Raw genomic sequence first — 21,394 nt, 5'->3', positions numbered from 1 at the left:
TCCGCTGACGGGGCCCGTCCTCCTCTTGGGAGTCCGGGCCCTTGTCATGGGCTTCAGGCGGCGTGGTAGCGCGCGAGCACGCAGGTGACGTTGTCGTTGCCGCCCGCCGCGTTGGCCAGGTCGATGAGCTGGCCGCACGCCTTCTCCAGCTCCGGCGTGCGCGACAGGATGTCCTGCATCTGCGCGTCGGTGACCATGCCGCTCAGGCCGTCCGAGCACAGCAGGAAGACGTCGTTCTCCAGCGGATCCACGCGGGTGACGTCCACCTGCACCTGCTCCTTCATCCCCAGCGCGCGCACGATGACGTTCTTGTGGGGGAAGTTCTCAATCTCCTCCGGCGAGAGCTTCTTCGCCTTGAGGTAGTCGTTGAGCAGCGAGTGGTCTTCCGTCACCTGCTGGAGCATTCCGCCGCGGAAGAAGTACACCCGGCTGTCGCCCACGTGGCCCACATAGACCGCGCTGTCGGCGAAGTGCACGGACACGATGGTGGTGCCCATGCCCTTGTACTTGGTGTCCACGGTGGCGCGCTCGAAGATGCGGGCGTTGGCCAGCTTGATGCCGGTGGACAGCCGGTTCTCATCGTAGTTGCGCTGCTTGTCCATCTTGAATGGCCAGGTGGCGTCCTGGTCCTTGGACGTCATGCGGAAGAACTCACCCAGCTCGTCCACCGCGATGCGGCTGGCGATCTCACCGGACGAGTGACCGCCCATGCCGTCCGCCACGACCACGAGGTTCTCCTCGGTGAGCACGAGGTAGTTGTCCTCGTTGTGGTTCCGCTTCATCCCGACGTGGGTGCTGCCGGCGACCTCGATGCGCATGCGTGGGGACTCTTCCGGGAGAGGCGTGAAAATCGGGCCGCGACGTTAACAAAGCGGTCGGAAAGGGGTCAAAAAGCTCTCGTCGATGAAGTTCCCACCCTCCGGGTGTGGGTGGGCGGGGAGGCGGGAGCGATGCTTCCTTTTCAGGAGGTAACAGTCTCCGCTGGCGCGAACAGCAGCCGGTCACCCTCCTGGGTGCCGCTCGCCAGCAGGACGCCCGAGGGCAGCTCCAGCACCGAGCGGGCCCGGCGGTAGATGGAGGTGGCACGCCACGGGGGAAGCGCGGACAGTTGCTTGACGATGCGCCCTTCCGCGTCCAGGAAGGCGACGTCGATGGGGATGCGCATGAAGAACGTGTGGATGGAGTTGCAGGGCTCGATGTGCATCCCGGCCCCCATCGGCAGCGAGGCGCGGCCCATGAGGCCCTGGAAGCGCTCGACGAAGGACTCGGCCCGTTCGGCGTTGTCCGCGAGCAGCCGCTGCCGCGTTTCGTTGGTCACCCTCCAGTGCATGTCCCGTGTTCTACCCCATGCTTGAGCCCCTGGCGTCCCCCCTGCATCTGGTCCTGGTCTCCCCCCAGATTCCGCCCAACACGGGCAACGTGGCCCGGCTGTGCGCGGTGACGGGCTGCCGGCTCATCCTGGTGGAGCCCCTGGGGTTCTCCATCGACGACAAGAACCTCAAGCGGGCGGGGCTGGACTACTGGGACAAGGTGTTCCTGAAGCTGTACCCGACCTACGACGCCTATGTGGCGGAGTACCCGGCCGCCCGGCGGTGGCTGTTCTCCGCCCGGGCGGAGACGTCGCTCTACGCGGCCCGGTTCCAGGCGGGGGACCACCTGGTGTTCGGCTCGGAGGTAACAGGGCTGTTGCCGGAGGTGATGGCGGGGGGGACGGGGACGGCGGTGTCCATCCCGATGCTGCCGGAGCGCCGGAGCTTGAATCTTTCGACGTCGGTGGGGATTGGCGCCTACGAGGCCCTGCGGCAGGTGCAACTGGGGGCGGCGGGCGGGCAGGCACCGCCGTCGAATTGAGGGTCGGGCGGGAAGGGCTACACTCCCGGGCCGAATGTCCGCCTCGCAGGTCGCCGAAGCGCTGTACGCCGCCCACAAGTCCCGAGCCACCGGCCGGCTGACGCTGCACGCCGGTGGACGCGAGTCCGCGCTGTGGCTGCGCGAGGGCGACCTGGTGGGCGCGAAGCTGGGCTTTGGCTACCAGAGTCCGGCGCAGGCGCTGTTCCAGAACGGGCTGTTGGGCGTGGACGCCCTGGATGCGCTGTGGGCGCGGGGTGGGGCGGGGGCTCCGGACGAGGAGTTGCTGGAGGACAGCGGGCTGAAGCTGTCGGTGGTGCACGAGCAGCAGGTGCTCGCGCAGGTGCGGCGCCTGAGCGAGCTGGCGGAGCGCGCGGACTTCGCGGCGGAGGCGGTGGACGCGTCGAAGGACTTCGCGCCCATCGCGGGTGTGCGGGTGGTGCGGGCCGCGCTGGAGCCGACCCCGAGCGAGGCGGTGCCGGCGCGGGTGTACCGGTGCCCGGAGGTGGCCGCGTGCGAGCCGTGGCTGACGGACGCGTCCGAGCGGGAGTTGTTGGAGACGCTGGGGGCGTTCCGGAGGCCGGAGGCGTTGACGGGGGCGCAGCAGGCGCTGCTGCGCGTGCTGGAGCGCGAGGGCCGCATCGAGGCCCTGTCGGTGGAGGACTGGGAGGAGCGCGAGCGGCTGCGGCGTGAGGAGGAGCTGCGGCAGGCGGAGGAGGAGGCCTGGATCATCGAGGAGGCTCTCCGGCGCGAAGAGGCGGCGCGCCGGGCGGAAGAGGCCCGGCTGGCGGAGCTTGCGCGCATCGAGGCGGAGCGGCTGGCGGAGCTTGCGCGCGTCGAGGCGGAGCGGGTGGCGGAGGAGGCCCGGCTCGCGGAAGAGGCCCGGCTCGCGGAGCTGGCGCGCATCGAGGCGGCTCGGCTGGAGGAGGAGGCCCGGCTTCGGGCGATTGAGGAGGCCCGGCTCGCCGAGGAAGCCCGGCTGCGCGCGGTGGAGGAAGCGCGGCTGGCGGAAGAGGCTCGGCTCGCGGAGGAAGCACGGCTGGCGGAGGAGGCTCGGCTTCGGGCGATTGAAGAGGCTCGGCTGGCGGAGGAGGCTCGGCTTCGGGCGATTGAAGAGGCTCGGCTGGCGGAAGAGGCTCGGCTGGCTGAAGAGGCCCGTCTCGCCGAAGAGGCCCGCCTCGCCGAAGAGGCTCGGCTGGCGGAAGAGGCTCGACTCGCTGAAGAGGCTCGACTCGCTGAAGAGGCCCGTCTCGCTGAAGAGGCCCGTCTCGCCGAAGAGGCTCGGCTGGCGGAAGAGGCTCGACTCGCTGAAGAGGCCCGCGTCGCGGAGGAGGCTCGTCTCGCCGAAGAGGCCCGCGTCGCGGAGGAGGCTCGTCTCGCCGAAGAGGCCCGTCTCGCCGAAGAGGCCCGTCTCGCCGAAGAGGCCCGCGTCGCGGAGGAGGCTCGTCTCGCCGAAGAGGCTCGGCTGGCGGAAGAGGCTCGTCTCGCCGAAGAGGCCCGCCTCGCCGAAGAGGCCCGGCAGGCCGAAGAGGCTTGGCTCGCTGAAGAAGTGCGCCTCGCGGAAGAGGCTCGACTCGCCGAACAGGCTCGGCTGGCTGAAGAGGCTTGGCTCGCTGAAGAAGTGCGCCTCGCGGAAGAGGCCCGTCTCGCCGAAGAGGCTCGGCTGGCTGAAGAGGCTCGGCTGGCTGAAGAGGCTTGGCTCGCTGAAGAAGTGCGCCTTGCGGAAGAGGCTCGACTCGCCGAAGAGGCCCGTCTCGCGGAAGAGGTTCGCCTTCGTTCGGAGGAAGAAGCACGGCTCGCGGAAGAGATCCGTGTTGCAGAAGAGGCTCAGCTTCGTGAGGAAGAAGCTCGGCTCGCCGACGAAGCAAGACTCGCTGATGAAGAGAGGCTTCGCGTAGAAGAAGCAGCGTGGCTTGCCGAAGAAGTACGGCTGGCTGAAGAGGCGCGCCTGGCCGAAGAGGCGCGCCTGGCCGAAGAGGCGCGCCTGGCCGAAGAGGCCCGCCTGGCCGAAGAGGCCCGCCTGGCCGAAGAGGCCCGCCTGGCCGAAGAGGCCCGCTTGGCCGAAGAGGCCCGCTTGGCCGAAGAGGCCCGACTCGCGGAAGAGGCTCGTCTCGCCGAAGAGGCCCGACTCGCCGAAGAGGCCCGCGTCACGGAGGAGGCCCGTCTCGCCGAAGAGGCCCGTCTCGCTGAAGAGGCCCGCGTCGCGGAGGAGGCCCGGCTCGCCGAAGAGGCTCGACTGGCCGAAGAGGCTCGCCTCGCCGAGGAGGTTCGACTCGCGGAAGAGGCCCGACTCGCGGAAGAGGCCCGACTCGCGGAAGAGGCCCGACTGGCCGATGAGGCCCGCGTCGCGGAAGAGGCCCGACTGGTCGAAGAGGCTCGCCTCGCGGAGGAGGCTCGCCTCGCGGAAGAAGCCCGCGTCGCGGAGGAGGCCCGGCTCGCCGAAGAGGCTCGACTGGCCGAAGAGGCTCGCCTCGCGGAGGAAGTTCGACTCGCGGAAGAGGCCCGACTGGCCGAAGAGGCCCGCGTCGCGGAAGAGGCCCGACTGGTCGAAGAGGCTCGCCTCGCGGAAGAGGCCCGACTGGTCGAAGAGGCCCGTCTCGCCGAAGAGGCCCGCGTCGCGGAGGAGGCCCGGCTCGCCGAAGAGGCCCGGCTCGCCGAAGAGGCTCGACTGGCCGAGGAGGCCCGTCTCGCTGAAGAGGCCCGCGTCGCGGAGGAGGCCCGGCTCGCCGAAGAGGCTCGACTGGCCGAAGAGGCCCGACTGGCCGAAGAGGCCCGCATCGCGGAAGAGGCCCGACTGGCCGAAGAGGCCCGCGTCGCGGAAGAGGCCCGCGTCGCGGAAGAGGCCCGTCTCGCCGAAGAGGCTCGCCTCGCAGAAGAGGCTCGCCTCGCGGAAGAAGCCCGACTGGTCGAAGAGGCCCGCGTCGCGGAGGAGGCTCGCCTCGCGGAAGAAGCCCGACTGGTCGAAGAGGCCCGCGTCGCGGAGGAGGCGCGCCTCGCGGAAGAGGCCCGCGTCGCGGAGGAGGCCCGGCTCGCCGAAGAGGCTCACCTCGCCGAAGAGGCTCACCTCGCCGAAGAGGCCCGGCTCGCAGAAGAGGCTCGACTCGCCGAAGAGGCTCGACTCGCCGAAGAGGCCCGTCTCGCCGAAGAGGCTCGACTCGCCGAAGAGGCTCGACTCGCCGAAGAGGCTCGACTCGCCGAAGAGGCCCGACTGGCCGAAGAGGCCCGCGTCGCGGAAGAGGCCCGGCTCGCCGAAGAGGCCCGTCTCGCCGAAGAGGCCCGCGTCGCGGAGGAGGCCCGTCTCGCCGAAGAGGCCCGCGTCGCGGAGGAGGCCCGCCTCGCCGAAGAGGCTCGACTGGCCGAAGAGACCCGCCTCGCGGAAGAGGCTCGACTGGCCGAAGAGGCACGCGTCGCGGAAGAGACCCGACTGGCCGAAGAGGCACGCGTCGCGGAAGAGACCCGACTGGCCGAAGAGGCACGCCTCGCGGAAGAGGCCCGACTGGCCGAAGAGGCTCGCCTCGCGGAAGAGGCCCGGCTCGCCGAAGAGGCTCGATTGGCCGAAGAGGCCCGACTCGCGGAAGAGGCCCGACTGGCCGAAGAGGCTCGACTGGCCGAAGAGACCCGCCTCGCGGAAGAGGCTCGACTGGCCGAAGAGGCACGCGTCGCGGAAGAGACCCGACTGGCCGAAGAGGCACGCGTCGCGGAAGAGACCCGACTGGCCGAAGAGGCACGCCTCGCGGAAGAGGCCCGACTGGCCGAAGAGGCCCGCGTCGCGGAAGAGGCCCGGCTCGCCGAAGAGGCTCGATTGGCCGAAGAGGCCCGACTGGCCGAAGAGGCTCGATTCGCGGAAGAGGCTCGGCTGGCCGATGAGGCCCGGCTCGCCGATGAGGCTCGCCTCGCTGAAGAGGCCCGCGTCGCGGAGGAGGCCCGTCTCGCTGAAGAGGCCCGCGTCGCGGAGGAGGCCCGTCTCGCTGAAGAGGCCCGCGTCGCGGAGGAGGCCCGTCTCGCTGAAGAGGCCCGCGTCGCGGAGGAGGCCCGCCTCGCCGAAGAGGCTCAGCGTCGTGTCGAGGAAACGGCACGGATCGCTGAAGAGATCCGTCTCGCGGAAGAGGCGCAGCTTCGTGAAGAAGAAGCCCGCCTCGCCGAAGAGGCCCGCCTCGCCGAAGAGGCTCGCCTTGCCGAAGAGGCTCGCCTCCACGCCGAAGCCCAGCGCGCAGAATCCCTGAGACAGGCTGAACTGGCCCGTCAGGCCGAACTCCATCGCTTCGCGGAGGAAGCCCGCGCCGCTGAAGCCCAGCTTCAGGCTGAGCAGGCCCGCCGCGCCCAGGAACCCGCCCAACCTCCGGCGCTGCCCCGGCGTGCACGTCCGACCGCGCCCGCCACGCCGCCCCCCGTCCTCGTCCCTGTCGCCGCGGACGAGCCGGAACTCCTGTCGCTCGAACCCGAGGACATCGTCCTCACCGCGGAGCCCGAACCGTCCACCGACGCGAACTCGTGGGCGGACTCCATCCCCGCGTCCCCTCGCGATGCGCTGGAACTGCCCGCCACCGACAATACCTCCGCCCTTCGTGACGCCCGCAAGCGCGCCCAGGCGGCCCTGCTCGAGGACATGGCGGAGGCCCTGCGCCGCTCGGCGTCACAACCCCTGGATCCGTGGCTCACCGAGGAGCCCTCGCGCTTCCCCGTCGCTCCGCCTCCGGAAGCCGACCTCCCGCTCCTCGAATTGGAACCGGAGAGCTGGGGCGACGTCGTTCCTATCGCCTCGCCTCTTCCCGCCCTCGTCGACTCCGCTCCCTCGCCCTCCGTCATCCCCGCCGAGGCCGCGCCCCAGCCGGACCTCTGGTCCGTCCAGCCCCCGAAGTTCCCCGCCGCCGCCACCCCGCCGCTGCGCCTGGGGCCCGTGCGCGCCAGCGAGGACGACCTGTGGCGTATCGTCTCCTTCGACGAATCCAACGACCCCGCCCAGAACCTCACCGCGTCCTTCGAAGCCGCCCTCCAGCAGGTGGATGCCCACCTGGAAGCGCTCATCCGCTCGGACGTCGGGTCGGCGGCGGGCGAAGCGAATGAATTCCTCGTCGAAGCCATCGTCGAGACAACGTTCGAACCGGAAGCAACCTTCGAACCCCTCCCTTCCCCCCGGTTCGCCGCCTTCCCCGGTGACAACGGAGGGGGTTCTGGCCAGACTGATGAATCCGAGCTGTCCGGTGACCTGGACGACTGGGATTTTGACGAGGACGACGTGGCGGCCGAAGACCCCTCCAATCCCGACGAAGCCTCCAAGCTCCGGCGCCAGCGCCTCCTGCGCCGCGCCATGGAGAACATGGGTGCGCTCGGAGGACGCCCCCTCCCGCCCGCCGCTGCTCCCACCCCGGCCACTGGCGGCGACCCTTCCGCCGCCGCCGCGCCCGTCGCGCCCCCGGAACCCCCCAAGCCCGATGAGGGCCGGCTCGCGCAGCAGATCGAACAGCGGTTCGCGGACATCCAGGCCAAGCGCGACCACTTCCTCGTGCTCGGCGTGCCCCAGGACGCCTCGCGCGACACCGTGAAGGCCGCTTTCCTCAGCCTCGCGAAGCTCTACCACCCGGACCGGCTGCCCCCGTCGCTGCCCCACCTGGCGCAGAAGATCACCTCCGTCTTCGAGTCCATCCGCGAGGCCTACGAGGTCCTCCACGACGACACGCGCCGCAACAGCTACCTCCAGTCGTTGCAGGGCGCCCAGGCCGCGCCCAAGCCCCCGCCGCAGCAGGCGACCCCGGGCCGCCCCGCCGCCCGGGGCCCGGCGAACGCGGAGGACCTCTTCAAGATGGCGGAGGTCTACTTCCGCAAGCGCGACTTCGTCGCCGCCAACGAGCACTACGAGCGCGCGCACACGCTGGACCCCAGGCCCCTGTACCTGGCCGCCCGCGCGTGGGCCATCTACATGGACCCCAGCCGCAAGGCCGACATGGCCCGCGCCAAACAGTGGATGGCGGATGCGGTGCGCACGGACCCGAACTGTGATCGCGCCCACTACCAGTTGGGCGTCATCGCTCGGGTGGAGAACGACATGGACCGCGCCGAGCGCCACTTCCGCGAGGCGGTGCGCGCCAACCCCAAGCACCTGGAAGCGAACCAGGAGCTGCGGCTCATCGACATGCGCAAGAAGAACCCCCCCAAGAAGGGCCTCTTCCGCTGACCTGCCTGTCCTCCAGGGAGGGAACCGGACGGTTTTCCGGACACTCCCGCCCATTGACACACCTGGAAAGCGGGCCCGATGCTTGCCCCTGCGGGGCGCATCCGCTGGATCCGCTGCCCCTCCCGTTTTGAAAGGCATGCAACGTGGCCAAGCAGCACCTGCTCCTGGTCGATGGTGACGCGAAGAGCCTGCGTGTGATGGAGGTCAGCCTGAAGAAGGCGGGCTTCTCCGTCACCACGGCGATCCACGGCAAGGATGCGCTGGAGAAGGTCCAGATCAGCCCTCCGGATCTCGTGCTGGCCGACACGAAGATGCCGGAGATGGACGGCTTCGAACTCTGCAAGACGCTCAAGTCCGACGAGCGCTTCAAGTCCATCCCGTTCGTCTTCCTGACGAACCAGAAGTCGGTCGAGTTCAAGGTGCGCGGCCTTGAGCTGGGCAGCGACGACTACCTGACGAAGCCGATCTACATCAAAGAGATCGTCGCCCGCGTGAAGATGATCCTTCAGAAGGCCGAGAAGGAACGCATCGAGAAGCGCGAGACGACCAAGGGCGGCTTCGCGGGCAGCCTCGCCGACATGGGCGTCGTGGACCTGGTCCAGACCTTCGAAATCGGCCGCAAGACGGGCGTCATCGCCATCCAGGGTGAGCGCACCGGCACCGTCTACTTCAAGGAAGGCCGCGTCGTGGACGCGGAGCTGGGCCGGCTCAAGGGCGAGAACGCCTTCTACCGGCTGCTCAACACGTTCGAAGGCCAGTTCGACGTGCAGTTCACCACGTTGGACCGGCCCGAACGCATCGAGGTCTCCACGCAGGGCCTGCTCATGGAGGGCATGCGCCGGCTCGACGAGTGGGGCCGGATGCTCGAGCAGCTTCCGCCGCTGGAGACGGTCTTCGAGATCGATTACCACCAGCTGGCGGACCGCCTGTCGGAGATCCCCGACGAGGTGAACGGCCTGTTGCGCCTGTTCGACGGCAAGCGCGCGCTGTCGCGCGTGGTGGAGGACTCGGACTTCGAGGACCTGGCCGCGCTGGGCATCATCAGCAAGCTGTACTTCGAAGGGCTGATCCGCGAGCTGGGCAACGCGCCGCTGGAGCCCGTGCAGAGCAGCAAGCCCGGCATCGAGCAGTGGCTGAACGCCGCCCCGCCCATCCCGGTGGAGCTCTCGCCCGCGCCCGTGGAGGCCGCCCCCGCGCCCGTGGAGGACGTGGCCCCGGAGCCGGAACCCGCCCCCGTGGCGGAGGCTGCGCCCGTGGAGGACGTGGCGCCCGAGCCGGAACCCGTGCCCGTGGAGGATGTCACGCCCGTCGCGGAGGTGGCGTCCACCACGCCGGCCCCGGTGCAGCCGGCGCAGGTGATCCTCTTCCCGCCGCGCTCCCGTCCCGGTGAAGGCCAGCCCCCCGCGTTCGGACAAGAGGCCGCGGAGCCCGTCGCCCCGCCGCTGTCGCAGGAGGGCTCCTCCTTCCTCGTGGAGCCGCCCCCGGCGCACCGCGCGGTGGATCACGCGCGGCGCAGCCTGCTGCTCGACTGGGGCCGGGTGGACACGGAGGGCCTGAGCGCTTCCAGCACCTGGGGCCCCGGCTCCGTCTGGTCGCCCGCGCCCCGCGCGCCCATGTCGCCGCAGGGGCCCGCCGTCGCCGCCGCACCGGTGCCGACCGCCGTGGACGCACCGCCGCTCACCAAGGCGCCCATCTTCGGGGGCGCCGCCATCGCGCCCAGCCCGCTGGCGCACGTGCCGCCGCCGACACCGGCCCCGCCCTCGGACGAGGTGACGCTGGTCAGCGGCCATGAGTCCTCGCACGGGGACATGTCCCCCCAGGACCTGGAGCCGATGGACGAGGCCTCCGAAACGGCCCCGCCCCAGCAGCTCGCGCTGCCGCCGTATCCGGGGCACGGCATCGTCCCGCCCCAGGTGGGCCCGGCGAGCCTCAACGTCGAGTTCCCCGCGACGACGCCCTTCGAGACGCCCGCCTCCGCCAGCGCACCAGTGGAGCCCGCGGTGGTGGAGGAGCTGCCGGTATCGGAGGCGTCCTTCACGGAGCCCGCTCCCCAGGCTCCCGCTCCCCAGCAGGTTCCCGCCCCCGCGCCTGTCACGCCCGCCGTGACGGCCCCGGTCGCCACGCCCGCGCCTTTGACGCCGAAGAAGCCGGCGCTCGACGAGGACGACGCGGCGCTCCAGGCCGCGCTGAAGCCCAAGCGCACGGGGCTCTATGTCGCGGGAGGCCTGGTCCTCCTGGCGGCCGTGGCCGCGGTGGTGATCTCCCGGGGGTCGGGTACGGAAACGCCCCCGGTGCCCGAGCCGAAGCAGCCCTCGCAGCCGGTGGAGGCGCGCAAGCCTCCGGAAACCCCGAAGCCCCCTGACGTCGTCGCGCCGCCGCCCGTGAAGACCGTGGAAGCCCCCGTCGATGCGGGCACGCCTCCTCCCCAGACGGAGGTTGTCGCGGCCGTCCTGGATGCGGGCGCGCCCGTGACGACGACCACGCCCGAGCCCGCGGCGGTCCCCGATGCGGGCCTCGCGGTCGCGCCCACTGCTCCGCCCGACGCCGCGCCGGCGAAGGTCGCCACCTACGCCGACCTGATCAAGGAAGGCCGCACGGCGATGGGCAGCAAGCGCTGGAAGTCGGCGGTGGGGGCCTACCGCAAGGCGCTCGCGCTCGACGCGAACTCGACGGAGGCCAAGGCCGGCCTGGGCATCTCGCTCGCCAACAACAGCAACGCGAGCGAGGCGGGCTTCCGCGAGGCGGCCAAGCTGCTCCAGGACGTGGTCCGCGAGGAGCCCAAGAACGCGAGGGCCTGGTTCTGGCTGGGCAGCTCGCTCCAGCTCTCCGGACAGGAACCCCGAGCGGCCGAGGCCTATAAGAAGTATCTGTACCTGGAACCGACGGGAAGTTCGGCGGAAGAGGTGCGCGTCCTGCTCAAGGGGATGGGTACCTAGGCGACCGTCCTTCCGCCTTCCCGTCCTCCTGGAGTCGTCGTGCTCGTCCTCGGACTCGAAACCTCGTGCGATGAAACCGCCGCCGCCGTCGTGGAGGACGGCCGGCGCGTGCTGTCGGATGTCGTCTCCACGCAGGTGGACATCCACCGTCGCTGGGGCGGCGTGGTGCCGGAGCTGGCCAGCCGCAACCACATCGTCCAGGTGATGCCCGTGCTCCACGAGGCCCTCACCCGCGCGGGCAAGACGCTGGACGACATCGACCTGCTGGCCGTCACGTCCGGCCCCGGCCTCATCGGCGCGTTGCTCGTGGGACTCCAGGTGGCCAAGGGGCTGAGCCTCGCCACCGGAAAGCCCTTCGTCGGCGCCAACCACCTGGAAGGGCACCTGCTCGCCATCCGCCTGCTGGAGGACGCGCCATCGCCGCCGTTCCTCGGGCTGGTGGTCTCCGGTGGCCACACGAGCCTCTACGAGGTGCGCGACTACGGGAACTACCGGCTCATCGGCCGCACGCGCGATGACGCCGCGGGCGAGGCCTACGACAAGACGGCGCGCATCCTCGGCCTGCCATACCCGGGCGGGCAGCCCATCGACGAACTGGCGCAGAAGGGCAATCCGGAGGCCATCCGCTTCCCGCGCGCGCTGCCGGGCGACAACTTCGATGTGTCCTTCTCCGGCCTGAAGACAGCGGTGCTGCACCACGTGCAGAAGCACGGCGTGCCGGAAGGCCAGGCGCTCCACGACCTCTGTGCGTCGTTCCAGGAGGCGGTGGCGGACGTGCTGTCGAAGAAGCTCGTCGCCGCGGCGAAGAGGCTGGGCCACACGCAACTGGTGCTGTGCGGCGGCGTGGCGGCCAATTCCCGGTTGAGGGCCCTGTGCAAGCAGCGCGCGGAGGAGCGGGGGCTGCGCATGTTCCTGCCCCCGGTGCGGCTGTGCACGGACAATGGGGCGATGATCGCCGTCGCGGGGTATGAAGCGTGGCGCCGCGGTCTGCGCGGTGATTTCCGCCTCGCGGCCGACCCCGCCTGGCGCATGGAGTAGGGAAGGGAATCCCCCAAGTGGAATCGCCGCGCGAAATCCTCAAGCGCCACGGACTGCGCGCAAAGCACAGCTGGGGCCAGAACTTCCTCGGAGACGCGGACGCGCTCCAGTCCATCGCGGATGCGCTGGAATTGCGTCCCGGTGAGCCCGTCGTGGAACTGGGCCCGGGCCTGGGCCACCTCACGCGCTTCCTCGCCGCCACGGGCGCGCAGGTGACGGCCGTGGAGCGCGACCGCGACATGGTGGCCGTGCTGGAGAAGGAGGCCATCCCCGGCGTGCGCGTGGTGTCCGGCAACGCCGCCACGGTGGACTTCGCCCAGGTGGCCGGCGCGCCCGAAATCGCCCTGGTGGGCAACCTGCCGTACCACCTCACCAGCCCCATCCTCTTCCAGGTGCTCGCGCAGCGCGCCCACCTGTCGCGCGCCGTCTTCACCCTCCAGAAGGAGGTCGTGGTGCGCCTGGCCGCGGAGCCCGGCAACCGCGACTACGGCCTGCTCACGGTGCTGCTCGGCCTGCACTTCGACATCGAGCAGGTGCTCACGCTGGAGGCGTGGCGCTTCCATCCGCCCCCGAAGGTGGACTCCGCCGTGCTGCGCCTCACGCGGCTGTCCAAGCCCCGTGCGCCGCTGGTGGATGAAGCGCGCTTCACGCGGCTGGTGAAGGCCGGCTTCGCGCAGCGCCGCAAGACGCTGATCAACTCGCTCAAGTCCGACAAGGGGCTCGCGACGCCAGAGGTGATGCTGGCCGCGCTCCAGACGGCGGGCGTGGATCCGGGCCGCCGCGCGGAGACGCTGTCGCCCGCGGAGTTCGCCGCCATCGAGCGCGCGCTCGGGCCTGTCACCGCGATGGCGCCGCCGCCTCCGGACGCACCCGAGCCCGAAGCGGACTCCGGACCGGACGCGGATTAGGGATTCAGTGCTTCTGGCCCAGCGCGGCCAGGAGCCCACCCTGCTGGGCGAGGAAGGCGCGGAACTCGCCCTCGTCGATGCGCAGGCGCGCGAGCACCGCGCTCAGCACTTCGTCCACGGAGCCCTCCGGGCGGCGCTTCAATTCGAAGGCCGTCTTCAGCAGGGCCACGCCGTAGAGTGGATCCACGTCCACGGGAGGTGCGGGCGGGGCCGTGGCCTGGCGCTGTGCGGGCGCGGCTTCCTCGTGCGCCTCCAGTTCCACCACCGCCGTCTTCACCCGCTGCCTGCCGCGCATCTGGCCGAACACTCCCGTGATTCTCGTGCGTGTTGGCGGGCACCGTAGGGGATGGCCCGGGGGCAGTGCAAGGCCGGGATGGGCCGGCGAAAATTGCCGGATGCACGGGGTCATGGTTGTGTTATCCGCCCCCCGCGCGCATGCGTCGCATGCGTTGTCACCGGGGGCGGAGGCCTCGGGCCGATGGACCACCGCTACATCGTCGTCGAAGGGCCCATCGGCGTGGGCAAGACGAGCCTCGCCAACCTCCTCACGGAGCGCCTGGGCAGCCGTCGCATCCTGGAAGTGGTGGAGGAGAACCCCTTCCTCTCCAGCTTCTACGCGGACCGTCAGAAGTTCGCGTTCCAGACGCAGGTGTTCTTCCTGCTGTCGCGCTTCCGCCAGCAGCAGGAGCTCTTCCAGCAGGACCTGTTCCGCTCCGTCACGGTCAGCGACTACCTGTTCGCCAAGGACCGCATCTTCGCCAACCTCACGCTGGCGTCGGACGAGCTGGCTCTCTACGACCGCGTCTTCGAGGCGCTCGGGCCCCGCGTCACCCGGCCCGACCTGGTCATCTACCTCCAGGCGCAGTTGGATGTGCTCCTGCACCGCATCAAGAAGCGCGGCCGCGAGTTCGAGCGCAAGTTCGACGCGGGCTACCTGGAGTCGCTGACGCACGCCTACAACGACTTCTTCTCCCACTACACGGACACGCCGCTGCTCATCGTGAACACCTCGGAAATCGACTTCGTGCACAACGAAGCCGACCGCGAGGAGTTGATGCAGGCCATCCAGTCGGCGAAGCCCGGCGTGCAGCACTACGTGCCGAAGGCGTCCCGGCGGCCCTGACGCCGCCCGCCTGGCCGGCTGTTCATATCGCGGTGATCCCCCACGAAGCCCCGAGGGGCGTTAGAGTGCACCTTCGTGGAGCCCCGGCCTCCGGCGATCCCCTCTGGGGACGGCGAGGGGCCTGAAGCTCCACGAGGCTGTCCCACCCGTCTCCACAGGAGGTGAACCGTGAAGGATAAGGTCACCATCCATACGCTGAAGCGCCTGAAGCAGTCCGGCCAGAAGATCTGCATGGTCACCGCCTACGACGCGACGTTCGCGCGCATCCTTGACGAGGGTGGAGCGGATGTCCTCCTGGTCGGTGACTCGTTGGGCATGGTCATCCAGGGGCAGGACTCCACGCTCCCGGTGACGATGGACCAGATGGTCTACCACTCGGCGGCGGTGAGCCGGGGCGCGAAGCGGGCGCACGTCGTGGGCGACCTGCCCTTCATGAGCTACCAGGTGTCGCCGCAGGATGCGGTGCGCAACGCGGGCAGGCTCGTGGCCGAAGGCAACGTGGGCAGCGTGAAGTTGGAGGGCGGCGCGGAGTTCGCCGACACCGTGCGCGCCATCGTGCGCGCCAGCATCCCCGTCATGGGCCACCTGGGGCTGACGCCGCAGTCGGTGCACAAGATGGGCGGCTATGTGGTTCAGGGCCGCGATGAGGATGCCGCGCGCCGCATGCTGGATGACGCGCTGGCGCTGGAGGAGGCCGGGGCGTACGCGCTGGTGCTGGAGGGCGTGCCGCTGGAACTGGCGCGCACCATCACGCAGAGCCTGAAGATTCCGACCATCGGCATCGGCGCGGGCAAGCACTGCGATGGACAGGTGCTGGTCTGCTACGACCTGCTGGGCATGAACCCGGACTTCAAGCCGAAGTTCGTCAAGCGCTTCGCCAACCTGCACGGCAACATCACCGAAGCGGCGGGCACGTTCTTCTCGGAGGTCCGTGCGGGCACGTTCCCCGACGAGGACCACAGCTTCAAGGCGAACAAGAACGTCCGCCTCGTGGCCGCGACGCCCGTGGGCCCGGAAGCGGATGCGCCCGTCGAGGGCGCGGAGAAGGTCGGCGCCATCTACGGGGCTCCGGTCTAGCCATGGCCCCTCGCGTCCTGCGCACCGTGCCGGAAGTGAAGGCCTGGGTGGCCACCCTCCAGAAGGAGGGCCGTCGCCTGGCGCTCGTGCCCACCATGGGCTTCCTCCATGAGGGCCACGTCTCGCTCATGACGGAGGGCGGCCGGCGCGCGGACGTGGTGGCCGCTTCCATCTTCGTGAACCCCACGCAGTTCGGTCCCCGCGAGGACCTCGCGCGCTACCCGCGCGACTTCGAGGGGGACCTGGGCCGCTGCGCGAGCGCGGGCGTGGAGGCCGTGTTCGCGCCCGAGCCCGCTGAAATGTATCCGCCTGGCTACCAGACCTATGTGGACGTCACCGACGTCAGCCAGGGGCTGTGCGGCGAGCGGCGTCCCGGACACTTCCGGGGCGTCGCCACCATCGTCACGCAGCTGCTGTCGCTGTTCCGGCCCGCGGTGGCCCTGTTCGGTGAGAAGGACTACCAGCAGCTCCAGGTCATCCGGGCGCTCAACCGCGACCTGCACCTGGGGGCGGACATCGTGGGCATGCCCACGGTGCGCGAAGCGGACGGGCTGGCGATGAGCAGCCGCAATGCCTACCTGTCCGCCGACGAGCGGCAGCGGGCGCTCGCCCTGTCGAAGGGCCTGCGGGCAGCCCAGGCGCTGCTGGCCTCGGGTACGCGGGACACGGGCGCGCTGGTGGACGTCGCCCGGCGCGAGCTGAAGGCGGCGGACCTGCGCGAGGACTATGTGGAGGTGCGGGACGCGGAAACGCTCTCGCCCCTCGGGACGGTGGCGCCGGGCCAGACGGCGCGCATGCTGGTGGCGGCCTTCTCGGGCGCCACACGGCTCATCGACAACATGCCCCTGGGCGGTTAGGAGACTCGGGACACGTTATGGCCGGAAAGTCGAAGGGTGTGGGTGCGGAGCCGGGGGTGAAGGTCATTGCCGAGAACCGGCGTGCGCGCTTCGACTACACGGTGGACGACACGATCGAAGCGGGACTGTCGCTCACCGGGAGCGAGGTGAAGTCTTTGCGGAGTGGTATCGCCAACCTGTCGGACGCCTATGCGCTGCAGAAGGGCACGGAGCTGTTCCTGCTCAATGCGCACATCGGCTCCTACAAGGCGGCGAGCGTGTTCGACCACCTCCCCACCCGGGGCCGGAAGCTGTTGATGCACCGGGCGGAGATCGACCGCTGGACGGCGAAGGTTCGCGAGCGCGGTTACTCCATCATCCCGCTCGTGCTGTACTTCAGGAAGGGACGGGCCAAGGTGGAACTGGCACTGTGCCGCGGCAAGACGCACGAAGATCGCCGTCACGACATCAAGGAACGGGAGACGAAGCGGGAGATGGACCGGGAAGTGCGCCGTCGTTGAAGGGCGCGCCCGAATTTCCCCCGCCGGACAGGCTGGAATGGACAAGAAGGTTTCCGACAAGAAGGAGCGGCTGCTGGCCGCGCTGGATCAGGGGATGGTGATGATCCACCTGGACGCGCGCCGCCCCGGCGTGCTCGTCCCCGCCAGCCTCCGAGGCGAAGCGCACCTGCGCCTCAACCTCTCCTACCGCTTCGAGCCGCCCGACCTCACGGTGGGCGAGTGGGGCGTGCGCTCCACGTTGAGCTTCTCCGGTTCGCGCTTCACGGTGGCGGTGCCCTGGTCGGCGCTGTTCGCCATCGCCAGCCACGTGACGAAGGAGTTCTGGATGTACCCGGAGGAGATGCCGCCGGAGCTGCTTCAGCAGCCACCCGTGGCGTCCGCCTCCGTCGCGCGTCCGCCGCAGCCCGCGCCGGTGCCCATGCCCGTCGCCGCGGAGCGGCCCCGCACCTTCCTGCGAGAGGTGCAGAGCGACCACTCCGACGAGCCGGAGATGCGTCCGGAAGTCGCGGCCGCGCCCCCGCCCGAGGGTGGCCCGCCCGAGGAGCCCCAGCCCCCGCGTCGCGGCGGTCACCTGCGGCTGGTGAAGTAGGGTCAGCCCCGGCGAAGGGCGGAACGGCGGACGTCAGCGTGAGAGCTGCGCGTCCACGTCCGCCTTCATGCCGCCCATGAACGAGCCCGTCCACGTGCGATGTCCCCGGAGCTTGAGCTGCACGGGGATGGAGCGCGCCGGGTAGGCGTTGTCCATCACCAGCGGCGTCACGCCCATGTCCACGCCGTCCACCATCACTTTCGCCCCGGAAGGCTCGCTGCGGATGGTGAGGGCAGGCGTCTGGCCGCCGCGCAGGGTGTTCATCACCTGGGCCTCGTAGCGCGGCCACAAGAACACCACGCCCCCCGCGAGCACCGTGGCGACGGTGAACAGCGCCACCGCGAGTCCCCACCGTCCACGCCCGCGGGGAAGGGCGGAGGCAGGGGGCTCCAGCTCCCACGACGTGCCTTCCGGCCGGGGAGCGCGGTCTTCGAGCTCCAGGTCGCCCGAGCCCGCCTGCTGGATGCTGGGGCGGTTCCTGGGAGCGGCCTCATCGATGTCCGCGAGCGACTGCGCGGCAAAGGACGGCGCTGCGTTGTCCACGCGGGGGCCGGAGGAAGCGCCCGACGCGGATGTTCCACCACCTGAAGGTGAGCCCCGGGGCGCACCGCCGGAGGTGACGCCGAGGGAAGGGCGTCCAGCGGAAGCCACACCTCCGGGAGCTGTCCTGCCTGGCGCTCCGCTCCCAGTGCCTCCCGGGCCCGAAGCACCCGGTGTCATCCGGCCCTGCGAGCCGCCTCCAGGCACGCCATGACCCGAAGCGTTTCCGCCAGACGAAGCCGAAGCGTCAGGAGGTGACACCCGCGATGCTGCTGAACGTCCATGCGCGGAAGGAATGCCCACGGCGCTCGAAGTCTCGGTGGCGGAACTCCAGGGCGATGAAGCAGGCCCCTGCGTGCACGCCTCACAGGGCGAATCGAGCGAAGCCAGGGCCAAACCGCACAGCGCACAGGCATGGACCACCTCGCCCGAAGCGGACAGCGCCACGCCGCCGGGGCTCGGGCTCCAGGGCTCCTCTTCTTCTGCGCTCACGGGCACGGACGCCGGCCCCGCTGCCTTCCACGGTGCTCCGCCCGAGCCGAAAGCCGCCGTCCCTGAGCCCCCCTTCGGACCCACGCCCTCGCGATGCCCGACGGACGCCGCGAACGGAACGGAAGAGGCCTCCGCACCCTGGCGAGGCTCCGGGTTGGACGTCACGAACGACACGGACGGTGCCTGCGCGCCCTGCTGGGCCGCGGCCCGGGCCAGCTCTCCCACGGACGGAGGCAGCCGCACCCCGCGCAGGAACGTGGCCAGGGCATGCGACGACGCGGGCTCGCCTGTCTGCGCCAGCCACCGCGCGAGCGCCTCGGACACATCCTCCGGTTCCGGAAAACGGTTCGTCGGATCGCGCGACAGCATGCGCAGCACCAGCGTGGCCAACGATGCCGGCACGTCCGGCAGCGACGCGGGCGCCCGGTTGAGGATGGAGTACGCCACCGCCACCGGCTCCGCGGCCGGACCGAACGGGTGCTGCCCGGCGAGCAGCTCCGACAGGATGATCCCCAGTGAGAACTGGTCGCTCAGCGCCGTGGCGGGCTCTCCCTGCAACACCTCCGGTGCGGCATAGGGCACCTTGCCCTTGAAGGCCCCGGGCTCCGTGCGCGAGATGCCCTCCAGCCGCGCGATGCCGAAGTCGGTGACCTTCACCTCGCCTTCACGGGACACCAGCAGGTTGGACGGGGACACATCCCGGTGCGCGGTCATCACCGGCTGTCCGTCGTGCTGGCGTCGGTATGCGTGCTGGAGCCCTGCCTGTGCCTGGCTCGCGATGAACACGGCCAGGTGCGGCGGGATGCGCAGGCCCTGCCGGTTCACCGCCCGGAGGATGGCGCCCAGGTCCCACCCATCCACCAGCTCCATCACCAGGAAGAGCCCTTCGGAGCCCTCGCCCACGTCGTGCACGGTGACGATGTTCTGATGCTGCAACAGCATGGACAGCCGCGCCTCCGCGACGAACATGCTCGCGATGCCCGGCTCGCGCGCCAGGTGCGGCAGCACGCGCTTGATGGCCACGGTGCGCTCGAAGCCCTCCGCGCCCTTCGCCACCCCCAGGAACAACTCCGCCATGCCTCCCGTGGCCAGTGGTTGCAGCAGCCGATAGCGCGAAGTCACGAAGTGCTCCAGGGGGCTGAAGGCTTCAGCCCTGCGACTGGGTGATGTCGCGCAGGTGCTTCCACGGGTAGATGCCGGTGTTGTGCTGGTCGCTGAAGACGAACGCGAGCGCGTAGTTGCCCACCGGTTGCATCTGCAACACGCGCAGGTTCGCGGGCACCTGCGCGGGATCCAACGTGCGCTTCGCCGTCCATTCGTCCACGCACGCGGCGCACGGACACTGCTGACGCAGCACCTGCGCGGTGGCGGTCGTTGTCACGCCGTCATCCCACGTGAGCGTCAGGGCCTCACCGTCGGGCGACAGCTTGGCGTCCGTCGCGCTGATGGGCTTGGCCGCGGGCTTGATGCGGTCCCAGAAGTTGCTCACCGATCCACCTTCCAGAGTCTTGGGCAGGAAGCCCCCTCCCTACCATCCTTCCGGCGGGGTGGGGGCCTCGCCACGCGCCGGAGCAAGGCGCGCGGACGGAATGCGCTCAGGACGCCAGCTTGACCGGTTGCCGGTGACCTTCCACTCGCACGCCCCGCTGGGCGAGCACCGCGCGCAGGGCCAGCACCACCTTGGGGTCCAACTGCGCGCCGCTCAGGTTGTCCAAAATCTCCATCGCCTTCTCCAGCGGCATGGCCTTCTGGTACGGGCGCGTGGAGGTGCACGCATCGAAGGTGTCCGCGCACGCCACGATGCGCGCCAGCAGCGGGATGGACTCCCCCTTGAGCTTGTCCGGGTAGCCCGTGCCGTCCCAGCGCTCGTGGTGGTGGCGCACGCACGCGCGCACCGGGCCCAGGAACGTCACCGGCCCGATGATGGCGTCGCCGATGGCGGGGTGCTCGCGCATCGTGGCCATCTCCTGGTCCGTCAGCCGGGACTGCTTGGTGAGGATGCTCTCCACGATGCCAATCTTCCCGATGTCGTGGAGGATGCCGCCGTACTGGAGCTGACGCAGCTCGCGCTCGGTGAGCTTCATCTCCTTGCCGATCTCCACCGCCACGTCGCCCACCCGCTGGCTGTGGCCGCGCGTGTACGCGTCCTTGGAGTCGATGGAGTTGGCGAGCGCGACGATGGTCTCCAGGTAGCCCTTCTCCAGGCTCTCGTAGAGGCCGCGCGTCTCCATGTCGTACGCGAGCAGTTGCTTGCTCATGTAGTTGAACGTCTGGGCCAGCTCCCCCAGCTCGTTCTTCTGGCGCAGGTTCACCTCCACGCCGAACTTGCCGCGCGCCAGCTCCATCGACGTCGCCATGAAGGTCTTCAAGGGCTGCGTCAGGTTGCGGGAGAAGATGGCCGCCAGGACCAGCGCGACCAGGATGGCGCCGCCCAGGCCCGCCAGGATGCGCCGCTCCATCGTCTCCACCTGCCGGTAGGCATGCTCCACCGGCTGCTCGGACACGATGGCCCAGCCCGCTTCCGGCAACACGGAGTACGCCGCCACCACCGCGTCGCGTCCCTCGCCGAAGTTGCCCACGTGGAACAGCTCCGTGTCGGGCGAGCCTTCACGCTGTTTGATCAGATGCGCCAGCGGCGTCCGCTTCGACACGTCCTCACCCACCGCGCCCAGGTCTCCGCCGCCGGTGATGAGCCGTCCGTGCCGGTCCGCCAGATACGCGAACCCCGTGCTGCCCACGCGCTCCTGCGCCAGCATCTGCCGCAGGCCCGCGAGCGTCAGGTCCGCCGCCATGTAGCCCTGCACCGGGTCGCCCACGGGGAACGCCAGCGTCACCACCGGGCCACCGCCGCCCGGGGACGCCACCACGTCCGAATAGCGCACCCCGGTGAGTCCCGCGTCGAGCAGGGCCCGGGCGCGCTCCTCGTGCTCGGCCACCGCGCTGGGGGCCATGTCGTGCACCGCGAAGGCCTGCAGGCCCGGCTGCCGCTGCTTGTCCGCGCCGAACACGGTGAGCGCCAGCACCTCCTGGCGCTGGTTGAGCACCGCGGCGATGTGCGAGCGCTGCGTGTCGCGCGGCAGGGTGAAGAAGCCGCCCGGCACGCTGGACAGCCCCACCACCATCTCCGTGGGGTCCTCCAGGAAGCGCTCCGCCTTGAGCCGCAGCTGCTTCACGCGCTCCTGCGCCAGCTCCTGCGCGTCGCGGATGAGCAGCTCGCGCGTATGGGACACCGACAACCAGCCCACCATCACCGTGGGGATGATGCTGACCACGAGCATCAGCAGGAGGATGGCTTTGAAAAGACGCACGGGCGG

At 70.3% G+C, this 21,394-nt stretch carries 16 protein-coding genes; 10 read left to right on the top strand and 6 right to left on the bottom strand.

Annotation, left to right across the window (positions count from 1 at the left end):
* Positions 1-53 precede the first annotated feature (53 nt).
* Positions 54-818: a Stp1/IreP family PP2C-type Ser/Thr phosphatase gene (locus OV208_RS18920; RefSeq protein WP_267575235.1), complete on the bottom strand. Its 765-nt coding sequence runs from the start codon at positions 816-818 to the stop codon at positions 54-56.
* A gap of 143 nt (positions 819-961) precedes the next feature.
* Positions 962-1,330, bottom strand: coding sequence for a DUF192 domain-containing protein (locus OV208_RS18915; RefSeq protein WP_267575234.1), 369 nt, complete (start codon positions 1,328-1,330; stop codon positions 962-964).
* Positions 1,331-1,347: 17 nt separating this feature from the next.
* On the opposite strand from OV208_RS18915, the gene OV208_RS18910 reads away from it, so the two are divergent.
* The 5 genes from OV208_RS18910 (at position 1,348) to rsmA (ending at position 12,902) form a co-directional block, all read left to right on the top strand.
* Positions 1,348-1,851 carry a tRNA (cytidine(34)-2'-O)-methyltransferase gene (locus tag OV208_RS18910; RefSeq protein WP_267575233.1) on the top strand — a complete coding sequence of 168 codons (504 nt, stop codon included), beginning with the start codon at positions 1,348-1,350 and terminating at the stop codon, positions 1,849-1,851.
* A gap of 34 nt (positions 1,852-1,885) precedes the next feature.
* A complete protein-coding gene (locus OV208_RS18905; protein WP_267575232.1) occupies positions 1,886-8,020 on the top strand; it encodes a J domain-containing protein in 6,135 nt (2,044 codons plus the stop codon).
* A gap of 143 nt (positions 8,021-8,163) precedes the next feature.
* The gene (locus OV208_RS18900) at positions 8,164-10,956 is read left to right on the top strand and encodes a response regulator (protein WP_267575231.1); all 2,793 of its coding nucleotides are present in this window, start codon (positions 8,164-8,166) and stop codon (positions 10,954-10,956) included.
* A 39-nt stretch (positions 10,957-10,995) separates the two neighbouring features.
* Positions 10,996-11,994, top strand: a complete 999-nt coding sequence (tsaD, locus tag OV208_RS18895) for a tRNA (adenosine(37)-N6)-threonylcarbamoyltransferase complex transferase subunit TsaD (protein WP_120542971.1) — start codon at positions 10,996-10,998, stop codon at positions 11,992-11,994.
* 17 nt (positions 11,995-12,011) lie between these two features.
* Positions 12,012-12,902 (top strand): 16S rRNA (adenine(1518)-N(6)/adenine(1519)-N(6))-dimethyltransferase RsmA, encoded by an 891-nt coding sequence (gene rsmA / locus OV208_RS18890; protein WP_267575230.1) that lies wholly within the window; start codon positions 12,012-12,014, stop codon positions 12,900-12,902.
* Positions 12,903-12,906: 4 nt separating this feature from the next.
* On the opposite strand, the gene OV208_RS18885 is transcribed toward rsmA, so the two are convergent.
* Positions 12,907-13,197 carry a hypothetical protein gene (locus OV208_RS18885; protein ID WP_267575229.1) on the bottom strand — a complete coding sequence of 97 codons (291 nt, stop codon included), beginning with the start codon at positions 13,195-13,197 and terminating at the stop codon, positions 12,907-12,909.
* Positions 13,198-13,380: 183 nt separating this feature from the next.
* On the opposite strand from OV208_RS18885, the gene OV208_RS18880 reads away from it, so the two are divergent.
* The 5 genes from OV208_RS18880 to OV208_RS18860 all read left to right on the top strand — a co-directional run bounded on the left by OV208_RS18880 (position 13,381) and on the right by OV208_RS18860 (position 17,048).
* Positions 13,381-14,025, top strand: a complete 645-nt coding sequence (locus OV208_RS18880) for a deoxynucleoside kinase (protein ID WP_267575228.1) — start codon at positions 13,381-13,383, stop codon at positions 14,023-14,025.
* 168 nt (positions 14,026-14,193) lie between these two features.
* Complete coding sequence (gene panB, locus OV208_RS18875; protein WP_267575227.1) at positions 14,194-15,102, top strand: 3-methyl-2-oxobutanoate hydroxymethyltransferase; 909 nt, start codon at positions 14,194-14,196, stop codon at positions 15,100-15,102.
* Positions 15,103-15,104: 2 nt separating this feature from the next.
* Entirely contained in the window at positions 15,105-15,959 is an 855-nt protein-coding gene (gene panC / locus OV208_RS18870; RefSeq protein WP_267575226.1) for a pantoate--beta-alanine ligase, read from the top strand.
* A 17-nt stretch (positions 15,960-15,976) separates the two neighbouring features.
* On the top strand, positions 15,977-16,459 hold the full coding sequence (gene smpB, locus OV208_RS18865) for an SsrA-binding protein SmpB (RefSeq protein ID WP_267575225.1): 483 nt from the start codon (positions 15,977-15,979) through the stop codon (positions 16,457-16,459).
* Positions 16,460-16,496: 37 nt separating this feature from the next.
* On the top strand, positions 16,497-17,048 hold the full coding sequence (locus OV208_RS18860; RefSeq protein WP_267575224.1) for a ClpXP protease specificity-enhancing factor SspB: 552 nt from the start codon (positions 16,497-16,499) through the stop codon (positions 17,046-17,048).
* Positions 17,049-17,081: 33 nt separating this feature from the next.
* On the opposite strand, the gene OV208_RS18855 is transcribed toward OV208_RS18860, so the two are convergent.
* From OV208_RS18855 to OV208_RS18845, 3 genes are all read right to left on the bottom strand, one after another.
* Entirely contained in the window at positions 17,082-19,202 is a 2,121-nt protein-coding gene (locus OV208_RS18855; protein WP_267575223.1) for a protein kinase domain-containing protein, read from the bottom strand.
* Between the two features lie 25 nt (positions 19,203-19,227).
* The gene (locus tag OV208_RS18850; RefSeq protein ID WP_267575222.1) at positions 19,228-19,569 is read right to left on the bottom strand and encodes a DUF971 domain-containing protein; all 342 of its coding nucleotides are present in this window, start codon (positions 19,567-19,569) and stop codon (positions 19,228-19,230) included.
* 106 nt (positions 19,570-19,675) lie between these two features.
* Entirely contained in the window at positions 19,676-21,388 is a 1,713-nt protein-coding gene (locus OV208_RS18845) for an HD domain-containing phosphohydrolase (RefSeq protein ID WP_267575221.1), read from the bottom strand.
* Positions 21,389-21,394: the final 6 nt, after the last annotated feature.

Origin of the sequence: Corallococcus sp. bb12-1 (assembly GCF_026626765.1) — a bacterium.
In the GTDB taxonomy this organism is placed as follows: domain Bacteria; phylum Myxococcota; class Myxococcia; order Myxococcales; family Myxococcaceae; genus Corallococcus; species Corallococcus terminator.
This window is presented reverse-complemented; position numbering and strand designations above follow the sequence as displayed.

Bases quoted from the DNA above. Each gene is read 5' to 3' on its own strand.
- OV208_RS18920 (WP_267575235.1), bottom strand. From the start codon at position 818: ATGCGCATCGAGGTCGCCGGCAGCACCCACGTCGGGATGAAGCGGAAC.
- OV208_RS18915 (WP_267575234.1), bottom strand. From the start codon at position 1,330: ATGCACTGGAGGGTGACCAACGAAACGCGGCAGCGGCTGCTCGCGGAC.
- OV208_RS18910 (WP_267575233.1), top strand. From the start codon at position 1,348: ATGCTTGAGCCCCTGGCGTCCCCCCTGCATCTGGTCCTGGTCTCCCCC.
- OV208_RS18905 (WP_267575232.1), top strand. From the start codon at position 1,886: ATGTCCGCCTCGCAGGTCGCCGAAGCGCTGTACGCCGCCCACAAGTCC.
- OV208_RS18885 (WP_267575229.1), bottom strand. From the start codon at position 13,197: ATGCGCGGCAGGCAGCGGGTGAAGACGGCGGTGGTGGAACTGGAGGCG.
- OV208_RS18880 (WP_267575228.1), top strand. From the start codon at position 13,381: ATGGACCACCGCTACATCGTCGTCGAAGGGCCCATCGGCGTGGGCAAG.
- panC (WP_267575226.1), top strand. From the start codon at position 15,105: ATGGCCCCTCGCGTCCTGCGCACCGTGCCGGAAGTGAAGGCCTGGGTG.
- smpB (WP_267575225.1), top strand. From the start codon at position 15,977: ATGGCCGGAAAGTCGAAGGGTGTGGGTGCGGAGCCGGGGGTGAAGGTC.
- OV208_RS18860 (WP_267575224.1), top strand. From the start codon at position 16,497: ATGGACAAGAAGGTTTCCGACAAGAAGGAGCGGCTGCTGGCCGCGCTG.